The organism is Streptomyces sp. HPF1205, assembly GCF_020400825.1.
In the GTDB taxonomy this organism is placed as follows: Bacteria; Actinomycetota; Actinomycetes; order Streptomycetales; family Streptomycetaceae; genus Actinacidiphila.
Map to the genome: position 1 here is coordinate 1 of NZ_JAINVH010000039.1, position 25395 is coordinate 25395.

The 25395-nt window shown below is 73.2% G+C and carries 18 protein-coding genes; 8 read left to right on the forward strand and 10 right to left on the reverse strand.

The window, feature by feature from the left end; translation table 11 throughout:
- Positions 1-271, forward strand: a 271-nt coding sequence (locus K7G61_RS30785) for a response regulator transcription factor (RefSeq protein ID WP_225850341.1), incomplete at its 5' end; no start/stop codon positions are given.
- 249 nt (positions 272-520) lie between these two features.
- Here the strand turns inward: K7G61_RS30785 and K7G61_RS30790 are convergent.
- The 7 genes from K7G61_RS30790 to K7G61_RS30820 form a co-directional block, all read right to left on the reverse strand.
- Entirely contained in the window at positions 521-2254 is a 1734-nt protein-coding gene (locus K7G61_RS30790) for a GAF domain-containing sensor histidine kinase (RefSeq protein WP_225850342.1), read from the reverse strand.
- A 100-nt stretch (positions 2255-2354) separates the two neighbouring features.
- Positions 2355-3101 (reverse strand): respiratory nitrate reductase subunit gamma, encoded by a 747-nt coding sequence (gene narI, locus K7G61_RS30795; protein ID WP_225850343.1) that lies wholly within the window; start codon positions 3099-3101, stop codon positions 2355-2357.
- Positions 3098-3748, reverse strand: a complete 651-nt coding sequence (gene narJ / locus K7G61_RS30800; RefSeq protein ID WP_225850344.1) for a nitrate reductase molybdenum cofactor assembly chaperone — start codon at positions 3746-3748, stop codon at positions 3098-3100. The genes narI and narJ overlap by 4 nt, the downstream gene beginning before the upstream one ends.
- Entirely contained in the window at positions 3745-5442 is a 1698-nt protein-coding gene (gene narH, locus K7G61_RS30805; protein ID WP_225850345.1) for a nitrate reductase subunit beta, read from the reverse strand. The genes narJ and narH overlap by 4 nt, the downstream gene beginning before the upstream one ends.
- Positions 5442-9158: a nitrate reductase subunit alpha gene (locus K7G61_RS30810; RefSeq protein WP_374204301.1), complete on the reverse strand. Its 3717-nt coding sequence runs from the start codon at positions 9156-9158 to the stop codon at positions 5442-5444. The genes narH and K7G61_RS30810 overlap by 1 nt, the downstream gene beginning before the upstream one ends.
- Positions 9159-9347: 189 nt before the next feature.
- A complete protein-coding gene (locus K7G61_RS30815; protein WP_225850346.1) occupies positions 9348-9824 on the reverse strand; it encodes a hemerythrin domain-containing protein in 477 nt (158 codons plus the stop codon).
- Complete coding sequence (locus K7G61_RS30820; protein WP_308190753.1) at positions 9817-11220, reverse strand: MFS transporter; 1404 nt, start codon at positions 11218-11220, stop codon at positions 9817-9819. Before K7G61_RS30820 ends, K7G61_RS30815 begins: the two co-directional genes overlap by 8 nt.
- Positions 11221-11458: 238 nt before the next feature.
- Between K7G61_RS30820 and K7G61_RS30825 the strand changes: the two genes are divergently transcribed.
- On the forward strand, positions 11459-11884 hold the full coding sequence (locus K7G61_RS30825) for a pyridoxamine 5'-phosphate oxidase family protein (RefSeq protein ID WP_225850347.1): 426 nt from the start codon (positions 11459-11461) through the stop codon (positions 11882-11884).
- A 204-nt stretch (positions 11885-12088) separates the two neighbouring features.
- Positions 12089-13315, forward strand: a complete 1227-nt coding sequence (locus K7G61_RS30830) for a PP2C family protein-serine/threonine phosphatase (protein ID WP_225850390.1) — start codon at positions 12089-12091, stop codon at positions 13313-13315.
- Here the strand turns inward: K7G61_RS30830 and K7G61_RS30835 are convergent.
- Both K7G61_RS30835 and K7G61_RS30840 read right to left on the reverse strand, forming a co-directional pair.
- A complete protein-coding gene (locus K7G61_RS30835) occupies positions 13305-14546 on the reverse strand; it encodes a globin domain-containing protein (RefSeq protein ID WP_225850348.1) in 1242 nt (413 codons plus the stop codon). The genes K7G61_RS30830 and K7G61_RS30835 overlap by 11 nt on opposite strands.
- 242 nt (positions 14547-14788) lie before the next feature.
- Positions 14789-17812, reverse strand: a complete 3024-nt coding sequence (locus K7G61_RS30840; RefSeq protein WP_225850349.1) for a glycosyl hydrolase — start codon at positions 17810-17812, stop codon at positions 14789-14791.
- Positions 17813-18566: 754 nt separating this feature from the next.
- On the opposite strand from K7G61_RS30840, the gene K7G61_RS30845 reads away from it, so the two are divergent.
- The 5 genes from K7G61_RS30845 to K7G61_RS30865 all read left to right on the forward strand — a co-directional run bounded on the left by K7G61_RS30845 (position 18567) and on the right by K7G61_RS30865 (position 24550).
- Positions 18567-19748 carry an ABC transporter substrate-binding protein gene (locus tag K7G61_RS30845; RefSeq protein WP_225850350.1) on the forward strand — a complete coding sequence of 394 codons (1182 nt, stop codon included), beginning with the start codon at positions 18567-18569 and terminating at the stop codon, positions 19746-19748.
- 226 nt (positions 19749-19974) lie between these two features.
- The gene (locus tag K7G61_RS30850; RefSeq protein ID WP_374204302.1) at positions 19975-20922 is read left to right on the forward strand and encodes a carbohydrate ABC transporter permease; all 948 of its coding nucleotides are present in this window, start codon (positions 19975-19977) and stop codon (positions 20920-20922) included.
- Entirely contained in the window at positions 20919-21833 is a 915-nt protein-coding gene (locus tag K7G61_RS30855) for a carbohydrate ABC transporter permease (protein ID WP_225850351.1), read from the forward strand. The genes K7G61_RS30850 and K7G61_RS30855 overlap by 4 nt, the downstream gene beginning before the upstream one ends.
- A gap of 88 nt (positions 21834-21921) precedes the next feature.
- Positions 21922-23319: a GH1 family beta-glucosidase gene (locus K7G61_RS30860; protein ID WP_374204306.1), complete on the forward strand. Its 1398-nt coding sequence runs from the start codon at positions 21922-21924 to the stop codon at positions 23317-23319.
- A 181-nt stretch (positions 23320-23500) separates the two neighbouring features.
- Positions 23501-24550, forward strand: a complete 1050-nt coding sequence (locus tag K7G61_RS30865; protein WP_225850353.1) for a LacI family DNA-binding transcriptional regulator — start codon at positions 23501-23503, stop codon at positions 24548-24550.
- 76 nt (positions 24551-24626) lie between these two features.
- Here K7G61_RS30865 and K7G61_RS30870 read toward each other — a convergent pair whose 3' ends face one another.
- On the reverse strand, positions 24627-25133 hold the full coding sequence (locus K7G61_RS30870) for a TspO/MBR family protein (RefSeq protein ID WP_225850354.1): 507 nt from the start codon (positions 25131-25133) through the stop codon (positions 24627-24629).
- Positions 25134-25395: the final 262 nt, after the last annotated feature.

Genomic DNA, 25395 nt, shown 5'->3' on the forward strand with positions numbered 1-25395 from the left:
CATGAACAGCCTGCGCGAGGAGAGGACCGAGGCCGACCCCGAGCCCGGGCAGGAAGCACTCGCCGCCCTGTCGCCGCGCGAACGCGAGATCCTCGGCCTGATCGGGGAAGGCCTGACCAACAGGCAGATCGGCGCGCGCCTCTACCTGTCCGAGAAGACCGTCAAGAACAACGTCTCCCGCCTGCTGGCCAAGCTCGGCGTCGAGCGCCGCGTCCAGGCCGCCGTCATCGCCACCCAGGGGCCGAACGCGCCGGACCACGACCGCCGGTAAGGCCCTCGCGGGCCCGGCCGCGGCGGCCTGCGGGCCCTCTCCCGGCGGCCCGTCCACCGGCGTGGACGGACACGGGTCCCGGTTCGCACCGGCGCCCAGCGGCTGCCCGCCGCGCTGCCCGTACCGCGCCGGCCCGGGCACCCGGCGCCCGACACCCGGCGCCCGGGACCCGGCACCCACGCGACGGGCGGCCCGTCACGGCCGACGTCATGCCCGCCCGCTGTACACCTTGGTCGCGGCGGCCGCCGGTCAGCCCTCGGCGGGCAGGGGGGCCGCCCACTCCAGTACGGTGCCGGCGCCGGACGGGCCGGGAGTGACGGCGAAGGTGCCGCCCAGCTCCTCGGCGCGGGAGCGCGCGTTGGCCAGGCCGCTGCGCCGGGCGACGTCCGGGTCGATGCCGCGGCCGTCGTCGGCGACACGCAGCCGCACCCAGGCGTCGTCGACTTCCACGGACACATCGACGGTGGCGGCTTCCGCGTGGCGGGCGGCGTTCGACAGTGCCTCGCGTACCACGGCCAGGACGTGCTCGGCCACGCCGGCCGGTACCAGGGTGTCCAGCAGTCCGCTCATCCGCAGGGTGGGGGTGAACCCCAGGGCCTCGGATCCTTTGTCGGCCTCGGCGAGCAGCCCGGCCCGCAGCCCCGTGTCCTGCCGGTTCGCGCGCCGGCCGAGGGCGTAGATCGTGGAGCGGATGATCTTGATGGTCTCGTCGAGGTCGTCCACCACGCGCTCCACCCGCTCGGCGGCCTCCGGGCGGTCGGCGATCCGCCCCAGGGCCGCCTGCAGGGTCAGTCCGGAGGCGAACAGCCGCTGGATCGCGAGGTCGTGCAGGTCCCGGGCGATACGGTCCCGGTCGTTGAACACCAGCAACTGCTCCGAGGCCCGGCGGTGTTCGGCGATGCGCAGGGCGAGCGCGGCCTGTCCCGCGAAACCGGAGATCATCTCCAGGGCGGCCTCGGAGAACGGCTGCCCGCCGGGAGTGCGGGCCACCTGCAGCACGCCGAGGGCCTCCTCCCCGCCGCCCAGGGGCACGAAGAACGCCGGGCCCAGTTCGACCACCGACGCGCTGCCGCCCTGCGAGCGCGGATCGGCGGACAGCCCGTCGCTTATGACCGGCTCGCCGCCGCGGTGGACCGCGGCCGCGAGGGTCGTACCGCCGAGCGCCAGCCCCCGGACCGCGTCCGCGGAAGAGCCGGCCGCCGCCTCGACCACGAGGTCGCCGCTGCTCCCTACCGGCAGCGCCAGCGTGACCAGGTCGGCCTCGGCCATGTCCCGCACGGTCTCGGCCAGGTCGCCCAGCACCTGGGACGGTTCCGCGCCCGACAGCAGGGTGCGGGTCAGCTCCCCGCTGGCCGACAGCCACCGCTGCCGGCGCCGGGCGTCCTCGTACAGCCGGGCGTTGTCGATCGCCACGCCCGCGGCGGCGGCGAGCGTGCGCAGCACCGCCTCGTCGTCGGCGTCGAACTGCCTGCCCTCGCGCTTGTCCGTCAGGTACAGGTTGCCGAAGACGCGGTCGCGCACCCGCACCGGAGCGCCGAGGAAGCTGCGCATCGGGGGGTGGCCGGGGGGAAACCCCGACGAAGCGGGATGCTCCGACAGGTTCTCCAGACGCAGCGGGACCGGCTCGCGGATGAGCAGCCCCAGTATGCCCTCGCCCCTGGGGTAGTGCCCGATCCGCGCCACGTCCCGCTCGTCCATGCCGACGGTGACGAACTGCCGGATCGTGTCCTCCTCCCCCAGGACGCCCAGCGCGCCGTACCGGGCGTCGACCAGCTCCACCGCGGCGGCCACGATCCTGCGCAGCACCGTCTGCAGGTCCAGGTCGGAGCCGATCGCCAGCACCGCGTCCAGCAGCGCCTGCACCTGGTCGCGCGTGCCGCGGACCCTGTCGACGTGCCGCTGCAGGTCGTCGAGCAGCTCGTCCAGACGCAACTGCGGCCCCGTGCCGCGCTCGTCGCGCTCGTTGGTGTGCCCGCCGCCCATGTCCGCCGCCCCCTAGGTACTCCCGCCTCAGTCCGAGAGTATGCCCAACGTGCCACGGGCATCCGCAAGGGGCACATTCAGGCCCGGTGACCTGCGGGCGTCACCAGCCGCGGCGCGGTGCCCGGGCGCCCAGTCGCGCGTCGCGGCTGCGGTAGACGATGTACGGGCGGGTCAGGTAGCCGATCGGCGCGGTGAGCATGTGGACCAGCCGGCTGAACGGCCAGAACGCGAACAGGCACCAGGCGGCCAGGACGTGCAGCTTGAAGCCGATCGGGGCGCGCAGGATGAGGGCGGTGTCGGGGTGCAGGTAGAACACGGAGCGGAACCAGGGGGCGACGGTCAGGCGGTAGTCGTGGGGGTGGCCGGTGGCGTTGCCGAGCACGGTGGTGCCAAGGCCCAGGCACAGGGTGCCGACGAGCAGCACGTACATGACCTTGTCGTTGCGGGTGGTGGCGGAGAAGACCGGACCGACGGTTCGGCGGCGGTAGACGAGGATGGCCGCGCCGCCGAGGGTGCACACGCCGGCGACGGTGCCGAGGCCGAACGCGGCGGCGTGGTAGGCCGTTTCGCTCACGCCCATGGCCTTGGTCCAGTTCTCGGGGACGAGCAGGCCGGCGACGTGGCCGGCGGCGACGAGCAGGATGCCGAAGTGGAACAGCGGGCTGCCCAGCCGCAGCAGCCGCTTCTCGTACAGCTCGGAGGAGCGGGTGGTCCAGCCGAACTTGTCGTACCGGTAGCGCCAGATGTGGCCGAGGACGAAGACGGCGACGGACAGGTAGGGGACGACGACCCAGAGCAGGATCGACCAGGTGCTCGGCGGGGAGGCGGGGGCGGCCGCGGGGCTCATCGGGCGGCTCCGGGAGCGGTGGGGAGGTACTCGGGCGGGGCGTACGGGTCGAGGCCGACCTGCTCGTCGGGCGGTCCTTCGGCGGCGAGGCGGGCGACGGCGGTGTGCTCGTCGCCGCTGAGCGGCGGCAGGGTGGCGCGTACGGAGTCCAGGACGCCGGCCCAGGGCGAGCGGGCGTCGTGCAGGGCGAGGCGGCACAGCTCGATGCCGGCGCGGTGCCCGGTGAGCAGCCGGTGCCCGGTGGCGGGGTCGCCGGTCGCGGCGAACTCCAGGACCACGGCGAGGTGGTCGGGCAGTTCCTCGTCGGTCAGGCGCAGCCCGGCAGCCGCGTAGGTGCGTTTGAGGCGGAGCAGTGCCAGGCCGCGCTTGCGGGTGTCGCCGTGGGCGTAGTACGTGAGGTAGAGGCAGCAGCGGCGGCGGTGGTCGAAGGTGGCGACGTAGTCGGCGGCCAGGTCGGTGGGGGCGGTGCGCGCGCAGTGGTCGGCGAAGCGGGTGAGCGGTGCGCCGACCGGGGCGGGCAGCGCCGCCGCGGCCTCGCGGATCGCGGGCAGCGCGGCGGTGAAGGGCTCGTCGGGGTACGTGAGCAGCAGGGACTGGAGCTGCCATGCGTCCGGGTGGACCGGGGGGTTGTCGTGGCGGCGTCTCATCGCTGCTCTCCGCTCTGCTCGGGTCCGGGCGGCGGGAAGAGGCCGGGCGGGCGGCCCTTGCCGTCCCAGTTGAGGAGGTTGACGCGGGCGGCCTTGTCGGTGGGGGCGGCGGCGGTGTCGGAGGTCTGGCGGTCGCGCAGCGCTTGGTAGTTCTCGACCGCGAGCGGGGTGGCGCCGCCGGATGCCTCGCCGAAGGGGCCGGAGCCGCCCATGCCGGGGCCGCCGTCGTAGTCGAGGCTGCACTCGGTGGCCAGTTCCTCCAGCCGGTGGGCCTGTTCGGCGTGGGCGGGCGGGATGACGTACCGCTCGTCGTACTTGGCCAGGGCCAGCAGCCGGTACATGTCGTACATCTGCTCGCCGGTCATGCCGGTCGCGGCGGGGATGGTGTCGTCCGGTTCGCGGCCGAGGTTGATGTCGCGCATGTAGGCGCGCATGGCCGCCAGGCGGCGCAGCACGGCCTCGACGGGTGCCGGGTCGCCGGCGGTGAACAGTTCGGCGAGGTACTCGACGGGGATGCGCAGGGTGTCGATGGCGGCGAAGAGGTTGCCGCGGTCCTCGCCGTCGTGGCCGGTGTCGCTCACGGCGTCGACGACCGGGGACAGCGGGGGGATGTACCAGACCATGGGCAGGGTGCGGTACTCCGGGTGCAGCGGCAGCGCCACCTTGTAGGTGTTGATCAGGGCGTGCACCGGGGACCGCTGGGCGGCCTCGATCCAGTCCCGCGGGATGCCGGCCCGCTCGGCCTCGGCGACCACGCGCGGGTCGTGGGGGTCGAGGAAGACGTCGCGCTGGGCCTCGTACAGGCCGGTGTCGTCGGGTGTGGTGGCGGCCGCCAGGACGCGGTCGGCGTCGTACAGCACGAGGCCGATGTAGCGCAGCCGGCCCACGCAGGTCTCGGAGCAGACGGTGGGGATGCCGACCTCGACGCGGGGGAAGCAGAAGGTGCACTTCTCGGCCTTGCCGGTGCGGTGGTTGAAGTAGACCTTCTTGTACGGGCAGCCGGTGACGCACATCCGCCAGCCGCGGCAGCGGTCCTGGTCGACCAGGACGATGCCGTCCTCCTCGCGCTTGTAGATCGCCCCCGAGGGGCAGGACGCGGCGCACGACGGGTTGAGGCAGTGCTCGCAGATCCGCGGCAGGTAGAACATGAAGGTCCGCTCGAACTCGAAGCGGACCTTGTCAGAGACCCGCTGGACGATGACGTCCTTGGTGCCGTGGTCGACCGAGCCGCCGAGGTTGTCGTCCCAGTTGGCGGACCAGGAGATCTTCATGTCCTTGCCGGATATCAGCGAGTGCGGGCGGGCGACCGGCGTGTGCTCCTGCAGCGGGGCGTTGGTCAGGGTCTCGTAGTCGTAGGTCCAGGGCTCGTAGTAGTCCTTGATGGACGGCAGTTTGGGGTTGGCGAAGATGGTGACGAGCTTCTTGAACCGGCCGCCGGCCTTCAGCGTGAGCCGGCCGCGCTTGTTGAGCTGCCAGCCGCCCTGCCAGGTGTCCTGGTCCTCGTAGCGGCGGGGGTAGCCCTGTCCGGGGCGGGTCTCGACGTTGTTGAACCACACGTACTCCACGCCGGTGCGGTTGGTCCACGTCTGCTTGCAGGTGACCGAGCAGGTGTGGCAGCCGATGCACTTGTCGAGGTTCATCACCATCGCCATCTGGGCCATGATGCGTCCGATGGGGGCCGCGTCGCGGGGCATCAGTAGGTCACCTCCTGCGAGCGGCGGCGGATGACGGTGACCTCGTCGCGCTGGTTGCCCGTCGGGCCGAGGTAGTTGAAGGCGTACGACAGCTGTGCGTAGCCGCCGATGAGGTGGGACGGTTTGATCAGCAGCCGGGTCAGCGAGTTGTGGATGCCGCCGCGGCGGCCGGTGGTCTCGGTGCGGGGCACGTCGATGAGCCGGTCCTGGGCATGGTGCATGTAGACGGTTCCCTCCGGCATGCGATGGGAGACGACGGCGCGCGCCACGACGACGCCGTTGCGGTTGACGGCCTCGATCCAGTCGTTGTCGTGGACGCCGATCTTCTCGGCGTCCTGCGGGCCGATCCAGATGGTGGGCCCGCCGCGGGACAGCGACAGCATGAGCAGGTTGTCCTGGTACTCGGAGTGGATGGACCACTTGTTGTGCGGGGTGAGGTAGCGGACGGTGACGCCGAGTTCGCCCGTGTCGCCGATTTCGGGCTCGCCGAACAGGGCGTGCATGTTCAGCGGCGGCCGGTAGACGGGGAGCTGCTCGCCGAGGGCGGTCATCCAGTCGTGGTCGAGGAAGAAGTGCTGGCGGCCGGTGAGGGTGTGCCAGGGCTTGAGGCGCTCGACGTTGACGGTGAACGGGGAGTACCGGCGCCCGCCGGCCTCGGAGCCGGACCACTCCGGTGAGGTGATGACCGGCACGGGGCGGGCCTGGGTGTCGGCGAAGGAGATCCGCTTGCCCTCGTGCTCGGCGGCAAGGTCGGCCAGCCTGGTGCCGGTGCGCTCCTCCAGGGTGCGGAAGCCCTGGGTGGCCAAGTGGCCGTTGGTGGTGCCGGACAGCGCCAGGATCGCCTCGCAGGCGTGCACGTCCCGGGCGAGCGAGGGGCGGCCGTCGGCCGGGCCGCCGCGGACCGTGCCGTTCTTGTGCCGCAGGTGGTCGACCTCGCGGGTGACGTCGAAGGTGACGCCCTTGGTGGTCAGTCCCAGGTCGTCCACCAGCGGGCCGAGAGCGGCCATCCTGCTCGCGACGGCCGGGTAGTCGCGCTCGACCGTGACCAGCTTGGGCATGGTGCGGCCCGGTACGGGTTCGCACTCCCCCCGTTTCCAGTCCGCGACGCGGCCGTGCGGGGTGGCGAGGGCGTCCGGGGTGTCGTGCAGCAGCGGCGCCGCCACCAGGTCCGTGCGCCTGCCCAGGTGCGTGGCCGCGAGGCGGCTGAAGTGCTCGGCGAGGGTGGTGAAGGCGTCCCAGTCGGTGCGGGTCTGCCACGGCGGGGCGATCGCCGGGTTGAAGGAGTGCACAAAGGGATGCATGTCGGTGGTGTTGAGGTCGTGCTTCTCGTACCAGGTCGCCGCGGGCAGCACCACATCGGAGTACAAGGTGGTGCTGGTCATGCGGAAGTCCAGGGTCAGCAGCAGGTCGAGCTTGCCGGTGGGCGCCTCCTCGCGCCACACCACGTCGCGGGGCCGCTGCTCGGGCGGGGTCTGCGTGGCACGCACCGCGTGGTCGGTGCCCAGCAGGTGCTTGAGGAAGTACTCGTTGCCCTTCGCGGACGAACCCAGCAGGTTGGCCCGCCAGACGGTCAGCACCCGCGGGAAGTTCTCCGGCGCGTCCGGGTCCTCCCCGGCGAACCGCAGCCGCCCGGCCTTCAGCTCCGCCACCACGTGCTCCGCCGGGGAGCGCCCGGCGGCGCCGGCGTCGTCGGCCAGGTCCAGCGGGTTGCGGTCGAAGGTGGGGTACGCGGGCATCCAGCCCATCCGGGCCGACGCCGCCAGCACGTCGGCCGTGGACGTGCCGGCGAAGGTCCCGCCGGCGCCGGCCGCGGCCAGGGCGCCGGCGGAGAAGTGGTCGTAGCGGAACTGGTCGGTGTGCAGGTACCAGTACGCGGTCTGGATCATCTGCCGCGCCGGGCGGTTCCAGTCCGACGCGGTGGCCAGCATGGAGTAGCCGGTGAGCGGGCGGACCTTCTCCTGCCCCACGTAGTGCGCCCAGCCGCCGCCGTTCACGCCCTGGCAGCCGGTCAGCGTGGTCAGGGTCAGGAACGCCCGGTAGATGGTGTCGGAGTGGAACCAGTGGTTGGTGCCCGCCCCCATGATGATCATGGAGCGGCCGCGTGACTCCTCCGCGTTGGCGGCGAACTCCCGGGCTATCCGGGCCGCCTGGGCCGCCGGGACCGCGGTGATCGCCTCCTGCCAGGCGGGGGTGTAGGGCTGCGACGGGTCGTCGTAGCCGGCCGGCCAGGTGCCGGGCAGCCCTTCGCGGGCCACCCCGTACTGGGCAAGCAGCAGGTCGAACACCGTGGTCACCAGCCGTCCCGCGACCCGGCGTACCGGCACGCCGCGCGGCATGGTCCCCGCCGCGCCGTCCGGGGCGTCGAAGCGCGGCAGTTCGACGGCCACCGGCTCCTCGCCGCCGCCGGCCGCCGAGAGCAGGGGGTCCACCGTGCCCAGGTCCAGGTTCCAGCGGCCCTTGCCGCTGTCGGAGAAGCGGTGGCCCAGCGTGCCGTTGGGCACGACGGGGCGGCCGGTGGCGGCGTCGAGCAGGACGGTGCGGAACGCCGCGTGCTCCGCCTCGGCCTCGGTCCCGCCGAGGTCCTCGGCGGTCAGGAACTTGCCCGGCCGGAACGTCCCTTCCCCGGTGTCCTCCAGGGCGACGAGGAACGGCAGGTCGGTGTACCGCTTGACGTAGTCCGCGAAGTACGGGACCTGGCGCTCGACGAAGAACTCCCTCAGCACCACGTGGCCCATGGCCATGGCCAGCGCCCCGTCCGTGCCCGGCTGCGCGGCCACCCACTCGTCGGCGAACTTCACGTTGTCCGCGTAGTCCGGGGCGACCGCCACCACCTTCTGGCCCCGGTAGCGCGCCTCGGCCATCCAATGGGCGTCGGGGGTACGGGTGACCGGCAGGTTCGAGCCCCACATGACCAGGTAGCCGGCGTCCCACCAGTCCCCCGACTCCGGCACGTCCGTCTGGTCGCCGAACACCTGCGGGGAGGCCACCGGGAGGTCGGCGTACCAGTCGTAGAAGGACAGCATCACCCCGCCGAGCAGCGAGTAGAACCGGGCGCCGGCGGCGTGCGAGACCATCGACATCGCCGGGATCGGCGAGAAGCCCGCGAGCCGGTCCGGGCCGTACTCCTTGATCGTGTGCACGTGCGCGGCGGCGACCATCTCCACCGCCTCGTCCCAGCTCGCGCGCACCAGGCCGCCCTTGCCCCGGGCGGACTTGTAGCGCCGGGCCCTGGCCGGGTCGCCGGTGATCTCCGCCCACGCCGCCACCGGGTCACCGAGCCGGGCCCGTGCCTCGCGGTACATCTCCAGCAGCACACCGCGCACGTACGGGTAGCGGATCCGGGTCGGCGAGTACGTGTACCAGGAGAAGGCGGCGCCGCGCGGGCAGCCCCGCGGCTCGTACTCGGGGCGGTCCGGGCCGACCGACGGGTAGTCGGTCTGCTGCGCCTCCCAGGTGATGATGCCGTCCTTGACGTACACCTTCCACGAGCACGAGCCGGTGCAGTTCACCCCGTGCGTGGAACGCACCACCTTGTCGTGCGACCAGCGGTCCCGGTAGAACTCGTCCGCCTGCCGGCCGCCCTTCTTGTGGAGGGTGCGCAGGTCCTTCGAGACCTCCGCCCGGGTGAAGAACCGGCGCGAGCGCACCAGCGCCCGCACCAGGTCGCCGTCCACATCCGCGCGCGCCCGCTCCGGACCGCTGGTGTCCGTACTCACCGTGCTCTCCGCTCCCGGGCCTGCCGGCCCGTTCGAAACGTGATCGATTCCGGCTCGCGACGACTCTATGGCCGCCGTGCCCGTACGGGTCAACGGCCGGACCGCGAACCATGCCCGCTCCGGGGCAGCCGGTGCCCGGGTGGCGGCGAGGTGTCCGAAGGGGTCGGACCACCGGGGCCGAACCGCGGGTCAGGCGGCCGGGGGTGCCGCGGCGGCGGCGCCGGCCCGGGCACGCGCCGCCTCCACCGCCTCCCACTGCTCGGTGGACAAGGTCGCCAGCGCGGCGGGGAACACGCCGTCCTGTTCCTTGAGGATGTGCTCCCGCAGCAGCGCCAGTACGTCCATCAGCCGCCCGGGCCAGGCCGGATCGGCCGGCACGGTGTCCGCCGCCTCGTCCAGCACGGCCTCGATCGTGCGGTGCTCGGCCTCCAGAGCGGCGATGTGGCCGGGGAACTCGACGGCCATCGCGGGGAACAGACCGAGCTCCTCCACTTGCGTGTGCGGGCCCAGGACGCGGGCGATCTCCCGGGCCAACCCGGCCATACGGGGAACGTCCGCGTCGCGACGGGCCTCGCGCACGCGGCTGACGAGTGCGACGACCGCGTCGTGCTCCCGGGTCAGCTCGCCGATCGCCGCCACCGACTGGCATCCGCAGTACTCACACATCGAAGACCTCCGCTTCCGTGTCCACGCCCGTGTCCGTGTCCTTGTCCCTGTTCGCTTCCGTGTCCCGGTCCCTGTCCCGGTCCCGGTCCCTGTTCCGGTCCTTGTTCCGGTCCCTGTTCCGGTCCTTGTCCGTCGACCCGGCGGGTCCCGTCCGGCGTCGCGGGCCGGGGCCCGGCGCGGTGGCCGCGTGGCGTACGCCGGTGACGGTGAGCGCCAGGGCCGCGGCCGCCACGGCGCCGAGCAGGACGAGGCCGATCGCGTACGAGCCGCAGGCCCCGTACAGCGAGCCCATCAGCAGCGGCGGGACGAAGCCGCCCAGGCCGCCCGCGGCGCCCACGACGCCCGTGACCGAGCCCACCGTGTCCGCCGGGGCCAGTCGCGCGACGAGGGCGAACACGGCGCCGCTGCCCGCGCCGAGCGCCGCCGCCATCACCAGGAACGCGGCCGTCCCCGTCGGGGCCAGGGCCGGCGTGAACGCCTGGACGGCGGCCGCGGCGAGGACCGCCCCCAGGGACCAGGCGAGCACCCGGACCGCGCCGGCCCGGTCCGACAGCCAGCCGCCGATCGGGCGCGTCGCCACCGCCAGCAGCACGAATCCGGCCGTCCTGTTCGCCGCGTCGGTCTGCGTCAGCCCGTAACCCGTTCTCAGGTACGTCGGCAGGTAGACGGAGAAGGCGACGTAACCGCCGAAGGCCACCGCGTACAGCGCCGCGGCCTGCCAGGTGACGGACAGGTCGAGGGCGGCGGCCAGGCGGCGGGTCGGTGGTCCCGCCGGCACTGTGCGGCCGGGGGCGTCCCGCAGCAGGACCGCCGCCAGGACCGCGTACACCGTCAAGGCGGCGGCGGTGGCCAGGAACGGGGTCCTCATGCCGTGCGCGTCGACCAGCCGGACCGTGGTCAGCGCGCTGACGGCGGTGCCGCCCATCCCCATGCCGAAGACGCCGACCGCCATGCCGCGCCGCTCGGGCGGGAACCAGGCGTTGACCACCGGCACGCCGACCGCGAACGCGGTACCGCCGATCCCGAGGAAGAAGCCGCCGGCCAGCAGCGCGCCGAGGGACGAGTGGCCCGCCAGACCCAGGTAGAGCACGGGTACGACGGTGGCCGCCGACACCAGCGGGAACATCACCCTCCCGCCGAACCTGTCGGTCAGCGCGCCCACCGGGATCCGTCCCAGCGAGCCCACCACGACCGGCACCGCCACCAGCAGCGACTGCTCGAACGACGACAGGTGGAGACCGTCCTTGAACCGGGGCCCGAGCGGGCTGAGCAGCGCCCACGCCCAGAAGTCGACGGCGAAGCCCACCGTGGCCAGCGCCAGCACCAGCCACGCGCGGGCCGGTACCGGTGCGGCCGGGGTCTCGCGGCCGCCGTCCACCGCTGCCGACCTGGCCATGGCGTGTCCCCTCCCCTTCGTGACTTCCTGTAAGCACGGGGCCGGACCGAAGCGGCCGCCCCGAGGGCCGCGGGCCGGCCTGCTGAGTCACTGTCAGCCGCGGCGGCACGGGCGGACCATGGGCCATGAGTCCCTGCCGAGGGGCCCAAGGTCCCCCCGGGCACCCGCCGGCCGCGTCCTGGCGTGACAGGGCCGATCGGCCCTACCGCGGGGCGGCGTCCGCGCGGACGATCGAGGGATGGTGAAAGACGACGGATTCCACGTTCTCGGCCGGCAGGAAGCCCTGCGCCTGCTGGCCAAGGTGCCGGTGGGCCGCGTGGTGTACACCCGGCGGGCACTGCCCGCCGTCCTCCCGGTCAACTTCTGCCTGGACGAGGACTCCTCGGTGCTGCTGCACACCTCGGCCGGCTCCGACCTCGTGCGTGCCATCGACGGGGCCGTCGTCGCCTTCGAGGCCGACGAGTTCCAGGCGGCGACGCGTTCCGGCTGGAGTGTCGTCGTGACCGGCCGCGCCACGGTGGTGACCGACCCCGCCGAGCACGAACGCCTGACGCGCACCGGCCCGGACTCCTGGATGAACGAGCGGGACGGGGTCTTCGTGCGCATCGAATCCGAAATGGTCACCGGACGCGAGCTGACGGGCACGACGGCCGCTCTCGGATGATCCGCGGCACGCGGGGGCGGGCGCCCACCCGGCGCGGCCTGCGAGGGCGCCCGCGCTTCCCGCCGCGCGACGGCGGTGGCCCGACCGCGGGCCGCCGCCGTCGTCCGGTGGTGTGACAAACGGCCGCCGGGAGCGCGCGCCGCGATGCGGCGGCGCCTTCGGCCCTATGGTGGGGCCGGAGCGGAGGTGAGGGCGGGCGTGAGCGTGAGCCAGGCGGACATCGACTACCGGGCGGTCTTCCAGGCCCTGCCGGGCATGGTGGCGCTGCTGACGCCGGAGCTGGTGTACGCCGACGCCAACGAGGACTTCCTGCGCAACTCCGGCCGGACCAGGCAGGACCTGATCGGCCGCTACCTGTTCGACGTGTTCCCCGACAACCCCCACGATCCGGCCGCGACGGGCGCGAGGAACCTGGAGGCGTCGCTGCGCCGGGTGATCGCCGGCGGCGAGCGCGACACCATGGCGCTGCAGCGTTACGACGTGGAGTCCCGGGAGCGTCCCGGCGAATGGGAGCAGCGGTACTGGAGCCCCGTCAACGCGCCGGTCCTCGACGCCGACGGCCGCGTCGTGCTGCTGGTGCACCGGGTGGAGGAGGTCACCGAACTGCTCCGCGCCCGCGACCGCGCGGCCGGTGACCGGGCCCAGGTGCTGGAGGCGGAGCTGTACACCCGCGCCCGTGAGCTGCAGGACATCAACGAGGGGCTGCGGCAGGCCCACGCGCGCGAGCGGGAGGTGGCCCTCGCGCTGCAGGAGGCCATGCTGCCCGCGCCGCGCCTCGCCGACCGCCACCGGGCGGCCGTGCGCTACCAGCCCGCGGCCGGCACGCTCAACGTGTGCGGCGACTGGTACGACCTGGTCGAGCTGAGTGACGGGTGCCTGGCGGTGTCCGTCGGCGACGTCGTCGGGCACGGCCTGCAGGCGGCCGGGGTGATGGGCCAGTTGCGCAGCGCGCTCAGCGCGGCCTCCCGCGTGTCGGACGGCCCTGCCCAGGCCCTGGACGTGCTGGGGCTCTACGCCCGCTCGGTCCGCGACGCCGAATCGACCACCGCGGTGTCCGTGCGCGTGGACTGGGCCGGCGGTGTCCTGACCTACAGCAGCGCCGGACACCCCCCGCCCGCCCTTGTACGCGCCGACGGCACGGTGGTGTTCCTCGACCGCGCGACCGATCCACCGCTGGGCGCCCGGCCGGAGCACCTGCCGCGCCCGCAGGCGCGGCAGGACTTCGCCGAGCACGACACCCTGGTGCTCTACACCGACGGCCTGATCGAGCGGCGCCGCGAGGACATCGACGTCGGCCTCGGCCGTCTGGCCCGGTCCCTGTCGGCGCACCGGGCGCTCACCCCGAACGAGCTGGCCGACGCGCTGCTGCTCGACCTGCTCCCCGTCTCCGGCGCCACCGACGACACCGCCCTGGTCGTCATCAGTCTGTGAGGGCGCGCCGCTCGCCCGCCCCGGCCCGGTCCGCGGGGTGGGCCAGCCACAGGTCGGGGCCGAACACCTCGTAGCGGATCCGGCGCGCGGGGATGCCGGCACGCAGCAACTGGCCCCGCACGGCGCGCATGAAGGGCAGCGGGCCGCACAGGTAGACGGCGGCGCCGGCGGGCAGGTCCACGTCGGTGAGGTCCATCAGGCCGGTTCGCGCACCGGGCCGCTCGGCGGCGTCCCGCTCGTACCAGAACAGCGCCCGGGCGTCCGGCAGTTGAGCGAGGGCGCGCTCGGTGTCGGCGCGCAGCGCGTGGTGCGCGGGGGAACGGTCGGCGTGCAGCACCCGCACCGGACGGGTGGCCCCGGTGGCGGTGAGGTGTTCGAGCATGCCGGCCATCGGGGTGCAGCCGATGCCCGCCGACACCAGCAGCAGCGGTGTCAGGTCCTCGTCGAGCACCACCTCGCCGAAGGGCGCGGACAGCGACAGTTCGTCACCGGCCCGCACCGCGCGGTGCAGTTGGTTCGACACCTCGCCCTCGGGCGCGCTCGCCCCGCCCGCGACCCGCTTGACCGTGATGCGCCGCAGCCGGTGGCCGGGCGCGCCCGACAGGCTGTACTGGCGGGTCTGGTGCACGCCGTCGGGCATGAGGGCCCGGACGCTGACGTACTGTCCTGGCCGGGCCGCCGGCATCGGCGCGTCGTCCGCCGGGCGCAGCAGGAAGGAGACCGTGTCCGCGGTCTCGGTCCGCCGTTCCACCACCGTCCACTGCCGCCAGGGGCGGCGCGGGTCGACGCCCGCCTGCTGGTACAGGCGGGCCTCGATGGCGATGAGCGCGCCGGCCATCAGCCAGTACACCTCGTCCCAGGCCGCGGCCACCTCCGGGGTGACCGCGTCGCCCAGCACCTCGCCGATGGCCCGGAACAGGTACTTGTGGACGACCGTGTACTGGTCCTCGGTCACGCCGAGCGCCGCGTGCTTGTGGGCGATCCTCGCCAGAAGGGCGTCCGGCCGTACGTCCGGGTGGTCCAGCAGGGCCTGGGCGAAGAACGCGATGGACCCGGCCAGCGCCTTGCGCTGCTCGCCGCTCGCCTGGTTGCCGCGGTTGAACAGCCCGTCCAGCAGGTCCGGCTGCTCGGCGAACATCGTGCCGTAGAAGCGGGTGGTGATCTCGTCCAGCGCTCCGCCGACGGCGGGCAGGGTGGCGCGGACGACCGTGGCCGACTCGGGCGACAGCATGACTCTCCCTCAGTGGGTTGGGTGTGCGTTTGGGCCCACGCGTGCCGGCCTTCTCGTCCGGCCGGCTCATCGATCATCGCGGTGGACCCGGCGCCTCCCCTAGGGCCGAACCTCACCGCCGGTGGGCCGTTCGGCCCTGCATGGGCCGGGCGCACCCACCCGCCCCGCCCGGACGCCACCGGCAGGGCCCGGTGCCCTCTCGGGGTCCGGGCCCTGCCGGCCGAAGCGGTAGGCGGCGGTGGTCAGTTGTAGGGCAGGTGGAGTACGGAGAGGTCGCCGGTGCCCAGGGTGGTGGCGCTGGTGCCCAGCGCGCCCCAGACCTTGGCCTGGACCGTCCCGTTCACCAGATCGCACGGCGTCCCGCCGGCGGAGGCCGTACCCATGGACTGTGTGTAGTGCTCCCAGCCCGCGAGCGGATCCGTGGCGAAGTAGCGGTACGTCTCCACGCGATCCCAACTGCCGTCACCCGTACAGTCGTACGAGATCTGCAGCTGCACCGCGTCACCCACGGTCGTCCCCGCGTCGACCGCCAGGTCGAACGATGGCGCGCCCCCGTTGTAGGACAGGTTCAGACCCGTCGCCGTGAACGTGACGGGGTGGTACGGACTTCCGTCGTGGTTGCTCCCGTCCGCCGACGGCACCACCACGCTGCTCTCGTCACCCGCCGAACCGGACAGCGACCCGTCGCCTCGCACGTACAGCGTCGGCGAGGACGAACCGCCGGTGGTGGGCGGGGTGGTCGGCGGAGTGGTGGGCGGGGTGGTCGGCGGGGTCGTCGGCGGGGTGGTGGTGGGAGTGGTGTCCGTCGGGGTGGGTGTGGGGCCGCCCGTGGCGCTGCCGCCGGTCCAGTTCTGGGCCCCGGAGGCGACGGTCTTCCCGGCGGGGACCGCGACCGCGGTGCCGTCGGAGAAGCGCACGGTCGCGTCCGTGGCCGAGACGTTCGCGGCCACGTACGTGCGCTGCCCGTTCTTCACGAAGACGGACGCCAGCGGGCTGTCGGCCGTGACGGAGGTGTCGACGGTGCCCAGCGCGGCCAGGTTGCGGATCCAGTGGAAGGTGTGGGCCTTGCTCTCGCCCTCCTCGGAGGTGAAGGAGTTGTCGGCGCGGAAGTCGGCGAGCGCGGTGTCGCCGTCCCCGAGGGCCAGGTACTCGTACCAGATGTCGGTCCAGATGGTGGGGCGGGTCTTGCCGCTCTGCCCGAGCATCTCCTGGTAGTTGGCCTTGACGTAGGCCGGGTCGTAGCCGAGGTAGAGGTGGCCGCCGGTCACCGGCAGCAGGTTGATGCCCTGGATCTGCTCGGGGGCGCTGGAGAACCAGGTCGAGTAGGCGCCTCCGTTGCCCCAGACCATGCCGACCTCCTTGTGCGGGAAGGTGCTGGGGTACACCTCGTGGTGGACGTCGAACCAGTAGTCCTGGATCGCGGCGGCCTGGGTCGTGTACATGTAGATGCCGGCGTCGCGGACGGCTTTGTCGCCGGTGGCGGCGCCCCACTGGATGAGGGCGTTGTCGAAGTTCATGCCCTCGGACGAGGACTCCTGGTTGTTGCCCGCGGCGAAGGAGCCGTGGCCCGAGGCCCAGTCGTGGCCGCTGTAGACGTCGAAGTCACGCAGGTAGGGGAAGCGCTTGTCGCCGCGGTCGTAGTTGTCGGCGTCACGGACGAGCAGGTCGACCATGCCGCCGTAGGCGCTCGCCCACGCGGGGTCGAACTTGGCGAGGGTCGCGGCGGCCGCGATGTAGTAGCCGTAGTGGAAGTGGTGGTCGTTGAGTTCCTGGTCCGAGCCGTAGGAGGCGGGGTAGCCGATGAGGGTGCCCCAGTTGGAGTCGTAGTAGAAGAGGTGCCCCGTCTCGTTCGGCGAGGCGGTGAACCAGTCCGTGAGCTTCGACTTGATCGCGGCCAGTGCCGCGTCGCGGACGTCGGTGTCGCCGGTCTGGTCGGCGATCTCCGCCAGTCGCGCGGCACGCCCCAGTCCCTTGCCGGTCCAGTACGTGTCGTCGCTCTGCTGGCGGGTCGGGTCGGCCTTCTCGGCGTCCAGGTAGTTCCGCAGCGTCGTGGCGTCGGCGCCGCCGCTGTCGGCGACCGCGGGCACCTCGGGCAGCACACCGTGGAAGACCATCGACGTGCTGAACGAGCTGATGCCGGTCAGCACCTTCAGGGGGCCGCGGGAGGAGACGTAGGTCTGCGGCAGCGGACTGCCGGAGGCGAGGTAACGCCACTGGTGCGGCAGCAGCGCGGCGACCGTGCCGGTGGCCGTGCCCTCCATCGCGGTGGTGGTGTACCGGTAGGTGGTGGTGACCGTGCTGCTCGCCTCGTCGTAGCCGTACGAGACGGTGGTGCCGGTGACGTGGTCGTAGGCGTACTTCGCGTACTCGGCGGCCAGCGCGGCCCGGTCGGAGGCCGGGGTGGACGGCGTGGTCGGCAGCACCGCGACGGAGAAGTAGTCCTTGCCGGCAAGTGAGGAGCCGATGGTGGAGCCGTCGACGGTCCACGTGGCGCCGGTCGGGGCGAAGGCGAGGTAGTCGTGTCCGTTGACGGTGTAGCCGATGGTGGCACCGGAGTGGGACCACACGCTCACGGCGGCGCCGGAGGCGCCCTGGATCCGCGCGTCGCCACCCGAGGCGCGGAAGTAGGCGAACGGCAGGCCCGAGCCTATGGTGGCCCGCAGGGTGTGCGCCCCGTCGCTGAGCAGCGGGCTGACGGTCCAGTCGCTCCAGTCGTCGACCTTCACCTCGGGCGCCGCGAGGCCCGCGACCCCGACGACAAAGTCCTCCGCGTAGTTGTAGTGGTACTCCCCGACGCCCGTGCCGCTGCCGGAGATCGTGGGGGTGGTGCTGTACGAGACGCCGAGGCCGGCCGACTGGGCCCGGAAGCCGAGCGGCTGGGCGAACAGCGGCTCGCCGTAGGCGCAGTTGGTGCGCTTCCACAGGATCGACGTCCACCAGTCGTTGGTGGGCACCGCTCCTGACGGAGCGTTCGAGGTCACCCAGTGGCGCGGGTTCGTGGAGATGTCGGCGCAGCCGGACGGCAGCGGGCCCGGCGGTGTCGTGGTGTAGCTGCCCTGGCCCACCTGACCGGTCGTTCCGGCGGTCGCGGCGTGCGCGGTGAGCACGGCCAGCGTGGCACCGAGCAGGGCGACCACCACCGCGAGGACGGCGCCGCGCGAGCGGCGGGAGGAACGCCGGGCCCGGACCCGCGGCGCGTCCGGACGGGCACCTGGCGGTCCGCTGCGACCCGCCGCTCCGGGCGGCGGGTGACTCGCTGAGAGCATGAGGGATCTCCTGTGGGTGGGGGGCGCGCAGGCCGTACCCGGCCTGGCGGATGGATGTGCGCGGGTGGACATGCGCGGGTTGACCTGGACGTGCGCGGGTTGACCTGGACGTGCACGTGCGGACCTGAACGTGGGCCGGTTGACCTGGACGTGCACGTGCGGATGACCGCGTGCGTGGCGGATCCGTGCCGCGGGAGCCGGCGCATCAGGCCGGACCGAGGACGGCGCCCTTGGCAGCACCGGGGCCTTTTTGAGAGCGCTTTCAGAACAGGGAGGCTAGGGACCCCTTCCGCGCGGTGTCAACAGGCGTGCACGGGCCGCGAGTCGGACCGCCCGCCGCCCGCCCCCCGCGGGCCATCCACCCGGGACGGACCGCCCTCTCGTCGATCCGCCCTCGCACCGGACCGCGAGACCGGGGGGCTTGACGCATCCGTTACGCGATGGGCCCTTGACGGGACCGCGGAGGTTGCGGAAACTCTCAGCACTGCTCCTGAGAGCGCTCTCAGAGCGCTCTCAGGACTCGCACACCGCACTCTCCGTCCCGAAGCCTTTGGGAGGCTCCCCCATGCCCTTTTCCCGAGCCGTCAGAGCTCTCGGATCCGTCAGAGCTCTCGGATCCGCCAGAACTGCCAGAGCCGTCGGGCGACCCGCCCTCAGGCTCGGGGCGGTCGCGGTCGCCGGCGCCCTCCTCGCCGCCTGCGGTTCCGGCTCGTCCGGATCATCGGGGTCGTCCGCCGACGGCGGCGGCGGCAAGGTGACGCTGACGATCGATCTGTTCGGCACGTTCGGCTTCAAGGAGGCGGGCCTGTACGCGGATTACGAGAGGCTCCACCCCAACGTCACGATCAAGGAGTCCAGCACCGAGAACGAGGCCGACTACTGGAAGGCCCTGCAGACCCGTCTCGCCGGCGGCGGCGGACTGGCGGACATCCAGGGCATCGAGGTGGGCCGCATCGCCTCGGTCACCCAGCAGCAGGCCGACAAGTTCACGGACCTGAACACCTTCGGCGCCGCAAGCCTCAAGAACGAGTGGTCACCGGCCAAGTGGTCGGCGGCCACGACCACCGACGGCCGCACGCTGGGCCTGGGCACCGACATCGGCCCCGAGGCGATCTGCTACCGCACCGACCTGTTCAGGCAGGCCGGCCTGCCGACCGACCGGGACGTGCTGGCCCGCAGGTGGGCCACCTGGGACGGCTATCTGGAGCTGGGCAGGCAGTACCAGGCGAAGGCGGGCGCCAAGAGCCACTGGATGGACAGTGTCGGCAGCCTGTACTCGCTGATCACCGGGCAGCAGAAGGAGCGTTACTACGACGCTTCAGGAAAGCTGGTCTACAAGGACAACCCGGCCGTCAAGGCCGCCTGGGACACCTCGGTCAAGGCCGCCCAGGAGGGCTTGAGCGCCAAGCTCGCCCAGTGGACTCCGGCCTGGAACGAGGCGTTCAGCAGCGGTTCCTTCGCCACCATCGGCTGCCCCGCGTGGATGCTGGGGTACATCAAGGGCCAGGCCGGCAGCGCCGGCCAGGGCAAGTGGGACGTCGCCCCGCTCCCCGGCGGCGCCGCCGGCAACTGGGGCGGCTCGTACCTGACCATTCCCAAGAGCTCGCCGCACGCCAAGGCGGCGTACGACCTCGTGCAGTGGCTCACGGCGGCGCCGCAGCAGGAGAAGCTGTTCAGGAAACAGGGCAGCTTCCCGTCCAACCTCGGTGCCGTCAAGGCGGTCCAGGACGTCAAGGACCCCTACTTCAGCAACGCCCCGATCGGGCGGATCTTCGGCACGGCCGCCCGGACCTCGCCCGTGCAGGTGCTGGGCGTGCAGGACAACGACGTGAACACGCAGATCACCAACGCGCTCGGCGAGGTCGAGCGCAGGGGCACCGGCTCCGGCACCGCCTGGAGCCACGCGGAGAAGGGCATCCAGAACGCGGTCGGCTGACGGCGCCGCCCCCTTCCCGGGTGGCGCGGAGGACCGCGTCCCGGCGCCGCCGGCCCCGCCCGGTCCCGGCCCGGACCCCGCGGAACGGCCGCGGAACGGCCGCGGACCGGCCCGATCCGACCGGGCCGCACCGGCCCCCTCGGCCCGCCGGCCCCGCCGGTCCTTCGCCCCCCCGGGCGCCCCCTCCGCCCGTCCCGCCCTGCCCCCTTCGACCGAAGGTCCCACCATGACCCTGACCGCCACCGCCCCGCCGCGGAGCGCGCGGCCACCGGCCCCCCCGCGCCGGCGCCTGGCCCGGATGGCGCCCTACGCGTACATCGCCCCGTTCTTCACGCTGTTCGCGGCCTTCGGGCTGTTCCCGCTGATCTACACCGCGTACGTCTCGCTCTACCGCGTCGAGCTCCAGACACCCGGGCAGATGCAGTGGCGGGGCCTGGGCAACTACACCGCGCTCTTGGGCGATCCGTACTTCTGGACCGCGCTGCGCAACACCTTCACCATCGGCGTCATCTCCACCGTCCCGCAGCTGCTGATGGCGCTCGGCCTGGCCCACCTGCTCAACTACAAGCTGCGCGGCCGCACGTTCTTCCGCGTCGCCATGCTGCTGCCCTACGCCACGTCGGTGGCCGCGGCCACGCTGGTCTTCGCCGAGCTGTTCGGCCGCGACTTCGGGCTGGTCAACTACCTGCTGGGCCTGGCCGGCATCCATCCCGTGGACTGGCAGTCCGGCACGCTCGCCTCGCAGATCGCCGTGTCCACCATCGTGACCTGGCGCTGGACCGGCTACAACGCGCTGATCTACCTCGCCGGCATGCAGTCCGTCCCGGCCGAGCTGTACGAGGCCGCCGAGCTGGACGGCGCCTCCCGCTGGCGGCAGTTCCTGCACGTCACCGTGCCCGGACTGCGTCCCACCATCCTGTTCACCGTCGTGGTGTCCACCATCGGCGCCACCCAATTGTTCGGCGAGCCCCTGCTGTTCGAGGGCAGCATCTCGGGCGGCATCTCCCACCAGTACCAGACGCTCGGCCTGTACATGTACGAACAGGGCTGGGGCTTCTTCCACCTCGGCCGGGCCGCCGCCACCGCCTGGGTGATGTTCCTGCTCATCGTGCTCCTGGTGCTGGGCAACACCGCCGTCGCCCGGCGCCGCGTCGGCAAGGAGGCCCGCCGATGACCGTACTCGCACCCGCGCGGCGCGCCCGCGGAACCGTCCAGGACCCCGGCCCGGCCCGCCGGCCCCGCAGGCCCCGCGGTGGCGGGGCGGGCGGCGGGCGGCACGGCGGCCCCCTCACGTACGCGGTCCTCGTCGTGGCGGTCCTGGTCTCGGCGTTCCCCTTCTACTGGACGATCGTTGCGGCCACACGGTCCAACGCGGACCTGGCCGGCACCCCGCCGGCGCTGCTGCCGGGCGGCAACCTGGCGCACAACGTCGGCCAGGTGCTGGACCAGGCCGACATCGGCAAGGCCCTGCTGAACTCGCTGATCGTCTCCGGTTCCGTGACGGTGGGGACCGTGCTGTGCTCCACCCTGGCCGGATTCGCCTTCGCCAAGCTGCGTTTCCGGGGGCGGGGCGCGCTGCTCGCCCTCACGGTCGGCACGATGATGGTGCCGCCGCAGCTGGGGGTGATCCCGCTGTTCATGGTCGTCGCGAAGCTGCACTGGGCGAACCAGCTCCAGGCGGTGATCCTGCCGGGACTGGTGTCCGCGTTCGGCGTGTTCTTCATGCGCCAGTACCTGGTGCAGACACTGCCCGACGAGCTGATCGAGGCCGGCCGGGTCGACGGCGCCTCCACCGCGCGGATCTTCTGGAGCATCGTCGTCCCCATCGCGCGGCCCGGCATGGCGGTGCTGGCGATCCTGACGTTCATGGCCTCGTGGAACGACTTCTTCTGGCCGATCATCGCCCTCACCTCGCAGAACCCGACCGTGCAGGTCGCCTTGCGGCAGTTGGGCGGCGGGTACGTCCACGACCAGTCGGTCATCATGGCCGGCACCCTGCTCGGCACCCTGCCCGTGCTGCTGGTCTTCGGCCTGCTGGGCCGGCAGATCGTGGGCGGCATCATGCAGGGCGCCGTGAAGGGGTAGCCGCCGGCGCGCTCCACGACGGCCCCCCACCCGGGACCGGCCCTGATCACCCACGTTTCGCAACGACCACGACGGAGCCCTCATGCCCATGACCGCCCCCCGCGCCGCGACCGACTCGCGAGCGGCCTTCCCGCCCGCGTTCCGCTGGGGCGCCGCCACCGCCGCGTACCAGATCGAGGGAGCCGCGGACGAGGACGGCCGCACGCCGTCCATCTGGGACACGTTCAGCAGGACCCCCGGCAAGGTGCGCAACGGGGACACGGGAGACATCGCGGCCGACCACTACCACCGCATGCGCGAGGACGTCGCGCTCATGGCCGGTCTCGGCCTGACGGACTACCGCTTCTCCGTCTCCTGGCCGCGCGTCCAGCCCACGGGCCGCGGCCCGGCGCTGCAGAAGGGCCTGGACTTCTACCGCGCCCTGGTCGACGAACTCCTCGCGGCCGGCATCCGGCCCGTACTGACTCTCTACCACTGGGACCTGCCGCAGGAACTGGAGGACGCCGGCGGCTGGCCGGCGCGCGACACCGCGTACCGCTTCGCCGAGTACGCGGGGCTCGTGGCAGAGGCGCTCGGCGACCGGGTGCCGACCTGGACGACGCTGAACGAGCCGTGGTGCGCGGCCTTCCTCGGCTACGCGGAGGGCGTCCACGCGCCCGGCCGCACCGAACCGGAGGCGGCGCTGCGGGCGGCCCACCACCTGAACCTGGCCCACGGCCTGGCCGTCGGCGTGCTGCGCGAGCTGACGCGTCCTTCCTCCGAGGTGCTGCTGTCGCTGAACCTCGCCGCCGTCCGCCCGCTCAGCGGCGGCCGCGCCGACGCCGAGGCGGCGCGGCGCGTGGACGCGCTGGCCAACCGCGTCTTCCTGGACCCCGTCTTCCACGGCCGCTACCCGCGGGACCTGATCTCGGACACCGCGCCGCTGACCGACTGGTCCTTCGTCGAGGACGGCGACCTGCGGATCGTCTCGCGCCCGGTGGACGGACTCGGCATCAACTACTACACGCCCACCGTCGTGGGAGCCGGCTCCCACCCGTTGCCCTCGCCCTGGCCGGCGGCGCACGACCACGTCGGGTTCGTGCCCGCGCCGGGTCCGCGTACCGCCATGGACTGGCCGGTGGACGCCGGCGGCCTGTACGAACTGCTGGTCCGGCTGCGGGACGAACTGCCGGGCACGCCGCTGCTCGTGACGGAGAACGGGGCCGCCTACGACGACTACGCCGATCCGGCCGGGGCCGTCCACGACCCGGAGCGGATCGCGTACCTGCGGGCCCACCTGGAGGCGGTGCAGCGGGCGATGGCGGCCGGCGCGGACGTCCGCGGCTACTTCCTGTGGTCGCTGCTGGACAACTTCGAGTGGGCCCACGGCTACGGCAAGCGGTTCGGGCTGGTGCACGTGGACTACGCCACCCAGCGCCGCACGCCGAAGGACAGCGCCTCGTGGTACGCCGACGTGGTGGCGCGTGGCGGACTTCCGCCGAAGTGATGCGGTGTCCGCAGGGGAGGGTGCCCGGGGCGGGCCCGGCGGCGCGGCCGTGCGGGAAGGGCGGCGGGTAGAATACCGGGCAGGTGAGAGCGCTCTCCGTCCTTGTCGCCCCTCCACCGCCTCCGCCCGGGCAGCCCGGGCCGCCGCGGGGCAACCACACCGTCCCCGAGAGGAGCGTTCCTTGTCCGACCCGATCCCCGCGCGCCGCCCCACGCTGGAGGCCGTCGCCGAACGGGCTGGCGTGTCCCGGGCGACCGTCTCCCGTGTCGTCAACGGGGGCAGCGGGGTGCGCGGACCCCTGGCGGCGAAGGTCCGCCGCGCGGTCGAGGAGCTGGGGTACGTGCCGAACCAGGCGGCACGCACCCTGGTCACGCGGCGCACGGGGGCGGTCGCCGTCATCGCCGCCGAGCCGGAGGCCACGGTCTTCACCAACCCGTTCTTCGCCGAGCAACTGCTCGGCATCAGCCGCGAGCTGGCGCACAACGACCGCCAGCTGGTGCTGCTGCTGACAGAGCGGGCGGCCGACTACGAGCGGGTGGGCCGCTACCTCGCCGGCGGCCACGTGGACGGCGCCGTGCTGTTCTCCCTGCACAACGACGACCCCCTGCCGGACATCGTCCGGCGGGTGGGGATCCCGACCGTCTTCGGCGGCCGGCCCGGATGGCCGGGGGCGGAGGCGGACCGCTCCATCGTGTACGTCGACTCCGACAACCGCGGCGGCGCCCGCGAGGCCGTACGCCACCTCGTCTCGCTTGGACGCCGCCGGATCGCCACGATCACCGGGCCGATGGACCAGGTGGCGTCCGTGGACCGGCTCAGCGGCTACTACGACGTGCTGATGGACGCGGACCCGCGGCTGGTCGTGGAAGGCGACTTCACCGAGGCGGGCGGCGCGCGCCGCATGACCGAGCTGCTGGACCGCGCCCCCGGCGTGGACGGCGTGTTCGTCGCCTCGGACCTCATGGCCGCGGGCGCGCTGCGGGTCCTGCGGGAACGCGGACGCCGCGTGCCGCAGGACGTGGCGGTGGTGGGCTTCGACGACATGGCCAAGGTCGCGGAGCTGACCGACCCGCCGCTCACCACGGTCCGCCAGGAGATCGAGGAGATGGGCCGGCTGATGGTGCGGCTGCTGCTGCGCGGGCTCGACGAGCCGGTGGACGCGGGCGGCGTCGGCCGTCCGCTGTCCTCCCGGATCATCTCGACCCGGCTGGTCCGCCGCGACACGGCCTGAGCGGCGGGCCGCCGCTTCCGGGTGTCCACGACCGCCCGGGACGCGCCGCGGGCCCGCGAAGGCGGCCGGATCCGGTTCAGCGGTTGCGGCGGACGATCGAGGCGTTCAGCGCGGTCGCGAAGCAGCACCAGGCCGCGTACGGCAGCAGGACGCGGGCCGCCGCGCGGTCGGCGCGGGCGGTGCGGCGCAGCAGGTCGGCGTTGCTCAGGTCGAGCAGCAGGGTTCCGGCGAGACCGGCGGCCGGGCTGCGGCGGGCGAAGAACAGCCAGTTCCAGCCCGCGTTCAGCGCCAGGTTGACCGCGAGGCTCCCGCCGATCCCCCGGCGCCGGGAGGCGTCCTCGGCCCGGCCGAGCGCGCGCCCGGCGGCGTACGCGATCGTGGCGTACAACGGCGTCCACACGGCGCCGAACGCCCATGGCGGCGGCTGCCAGTCCGGCTTGCGCAGCGCGCGGTACCAGGCGCTGTCCGCGTCGACGGCCGTGGCGCCCAGCCCGGCCGCGACGGCGACGGCGGCCCCCGCCGCTCCGTACCGCACCCAGGCGCGGGGCCGAGGGGCGTCGTCGTATCCGTGGTGAGGACTCATACGCGTACGGGTGCCCGGTGGGGGGTGCCCCACACGGCGGCGGGAACGGTACGGCGGCGGCGCCGCCGCGGGAGCCGGGGCGGAACCGGCACGCTGCGGGCTCGGCGGCGCCACGACGCACAGGGTGACACGGCCGGGAGCGGCGATCGCGCCACCGGCGGCCGTGCCGCGGGGCGGCGAACCGCGCGGGGCCCGGCCTTCGCCACGCCTCACCCGGCAGGGCGGGAGGACGGTCGCACGGCGCCCGGCAACCCGGCGGACG

Coding starts and splice junctions, on each gene's coding strand:
- K7G61_RS30840 (WP_225850349.1), bottom strand. CDS start 17,812: ATGCTCTCAGCGAGTCACCCGCCGCCCGGAGCGGCGGGTCGCAGCGGA.
- K7G61_RS30855 (WP_225850351.1), top strand. CDS start 20,919: ATGACCGTACTCGCACCCGCGCGGCGCGCCCGCGGAACCGTCCAGGAC.
- K7G61_RS30825 (WP_225850347.1), top strand. CDS start 11,459: ATGGTGAAAGACGACGGATTCCACGTTCTCGGCCGGCAGGAAGCCCTG.
- K7G61_RS30835 (WP_225850348.1), bottom strand. CDS start 14,546: ATGCTGTCGCCCGAGTCGGCCACGGTCGTCCGCGCCACCCTGCCCGCC.
- narH (WP_225850345.1), bottom strand. CDS start 5,442: ATGCCCCGCGACGCGGCCCCCATCGGACGCATCATGGCCCAGATGGCG.
- K7G61_RS30870 (WP_225850354.1), bottom strand. CDS start 25,133: ATGAGTCCTCACCACGGATACGACGACGCCCCTCGGCCCCGCGCCTGG.
- K7G61_RS30815 (WP_225850346.1), bottom strand. CDS start 9,824: ATGTGTGAGTACTGCGGATGCCAGTCGGTGGCGGCGATCGGCGAGCTG.
- K7G61_RS30850 (WP_374204302.1), top strand. CDS start 19,975: ATGACCCTGACCGCCACCGCCCCGCCGCGGAGCGCGCGGCCACCGGCC.
- narI (WP_225850343.1), bottom strand. CDS start 3,101: ATGAGCCCCGCGGCCGCCCCCGCCTCCCCGCCGAGCACCTGGTCGATC.
- narJ (WP_225850344.1), bottom strand. CDS start 3,748: ATGAGACGCCGCCACGACAACCCCCCGGTCCACCCGGACGCATGGCAG.
- K7G61_RS30820 (WP_308190753.1), bottom strand. CDS start 11,220: ATGGCCAGGTCGGCAGCGGTGGACGGCGGCCGCGAGACCCCGGCCGCA.
- K7G61_RS30860 (WP_374204306.1), top strand. CDS start 21,922: ATGACCGCCCCCCGCGCCGCGACCGACTCGCGAGCGGCCTTCCCGCCC.
- K7G61_RS30790 (WP_225850342.1), bottom strand. CDS start 2,254: ATGGGCGGCGGGCACACCAACGAGCGCGACGAGCGCGGCACGGGGCCG.